Here is a 1921-nt window from a genome sequence, read left to right as displayed (position 1 = left end):
CCGAACATAAAGGCTATTCCGACAACGATAAGTATTATACCGAGAATAATAAACATCTTTCCAATCCCCGGCATTATCCCCCCTTAAACCGTTCCTTTTCACTGAATATACATCCGCAGTACTGCTGCCTGTACATGTTCAGTCTCTTAGATTCCTCAACACCTTCCTTCCACCCCGCTCTGAAATCCTTATAGAGAAAAGGCACATTATATTTTTTGGATAATTCCTCCCCCACACCTTTTATGTCATCGTGTCTCTGGTACTTGCTGTAAAGAAGCGTTGTGCTAACTCCATCAGCACGTGATTCTATCGCCTTCTGAAATGTCTTTTCCAGCCTCATCCTGTAGCAGAAAAGGCACCTGTCCTTTCCGTATTCGAGAGCGCCTTTCAGAAAAGTTTCCAGCTCATACGTTTTATCGACAGTTAAGGGTATAAGAGAAATCTTTGCATAATTTTCCAGTGTCTCAAGCCTTTTCAGGAATTCTGTATAGGGATGTATGTTAGGATTATAGAAATACCCCGACACTTCAGCACCTTCTTTTCTTAGTTCCCTTAATGTATATATGCTACACGGCGCACAGCATATATGCAAAAGAACTTTCAAGCCCTTCATATCATGTTGTTTCTCAGTATTTTTTGCCATCTTTCACAATTTTAGCATCTCCATAATCTTTTTTCCATTTTTACATACTTCGCAAGAAGACCCTATTGAATAGGGCTAAACAGTTTCTTCCTGAAAGCAATAAACTGAGAAATTTAAAAAAGCATACTCTTTCACTTGGTAATCGTGTTTGAGTTGTCGGGACACGATACAACATGCTCTCGTAGCTATTTATTGATCACGTACCAAATTTGTTGCAATCGCTTTGCCAATTACTTCACAAAAAAAGTACATTGGTTTTTACCATGCAATATCAGCAAAAACCATCTGAGTAAAAATAAGTCTGTGACCATCTTTCAGAGATGCAAAAAAAAGCCCTTGCTATTTTTTTGTTGGTGGTTGTAGTATTTAGAAAAAGACAAGTTGATATATTAATTGTTAGACCACAATCCAAAGGATAACACGATGAATCAGAAAGTAGACGAAATATCAGAAAAGCTTTTTCGCACGAAATATGAGCAACTTGGTGAGCGAGAAAAGAAAGTTGCTCGTCATCTCGCCGAGAGAACCCATATTTCGAGAAATGTCGCTCAAGACTTTTCTGAGCAACAGACTTTTGGCCAGAGGCTTGCTGACAAGGTCGCTGCCTTTGGAGGCTCCTGGACCTTTATATCGATCTTTGCGGTTGTCCTGGTTATTTGGGTTCTCCTGAATTCGTTTGTTCTAATCACGTACCGTGAGTCATTCGATCCATATCCGTACATTCTGCTGAATCTGTTTTTATCTATGCTTGCCGCCATTCAAGCTCCGATAATCTTGATGTCTCAAAACCGCCAGGCCTATAAGGATCGCTTAAGTGCGGAACATGATTACGAAGTCAACTTGAAGGCGGAGCTTGAAATAATGACGCTTCATGAGAAAATAGATTTACTGAGGGAGAAGCAATGGAGTGAACTTATTTCAATTCAACAGGAACAACTCAGGCTTCTAAGTCAATTAATTAAAGACCCAAAGAAAAATCAGTGAACCGTTGTCTAACGAGTCGCTCAAGAGGGACGCGGCAAAAAACCGCCGTGCCCCTTGGCTCAGTCGTTATGCTCTATTTTATTCCGTAATCCGCACACCCCTATTGCACGTCCTATGCTTGCTTCGTAGGTGTAGCAAATAACGATTTGTTGATTTCTGAAGTTTGAACTTTATAGCTTTGTATTGCAGTGAATAGTGCACTGTAATCAACAATCATACTATAGCGTCTGACTAAGGATTTACTGGAACCCAGGTTTTGTGAGAAGGAATCCATTTACCGTCTACCCACTGACC

General features: G+C 40.3%; 2 protein-coding genes. One reads left to right on the top strand and one right to left on the bottom strand.

Going from position 1 to position 1921, the window contains the following annotated elements; translation table 11 throughout:
* Positions 1-73: 73 nt before the first annotated feature.
* Positions 74-643, bottom strand: a complete 570-nt coding sequence (locus NTU69_10465; protein MCX5803933.1) for an epoxyqueuosine reductase QueH — start codon at positions 641-643, stop codon at positions 74-76.
* 423 nt (positions 644-1066) lie between these two features.
* Here NTU69_10465 and NTU69_10460 point away from each other — a divergent pair, with 423 nt between their 5' ends.
* Complete coding sequence (locus NTU69_10460) at positions 1067-1627, top strand: DUF1003 domain-containing protein (protein ID MCX5803932.1); 561 nt, start codon at positions 1067-1069, stop codon at positions 1625-1627.
* The last annotated feature ends 294 nt before the right edge of the window (positions 1628-1921 follow it).

It is taken from the genome of Pseudomonadota bacterium, assembly GCA_026388215.1.
In the GTDB taxonomy this organism is placed as follows: domain Bacteria; phylum Desulfobacterota; class Syntrophorhabdia; order Syntrophorhabdales; family Syntrophorhabdaceae; genus JAPLKF01.
The sequence above is the reverse complement of the archived record's forward strand: the minus strand, read 5'-3'. Positions and strand labels throughout refer to the sequence as shown.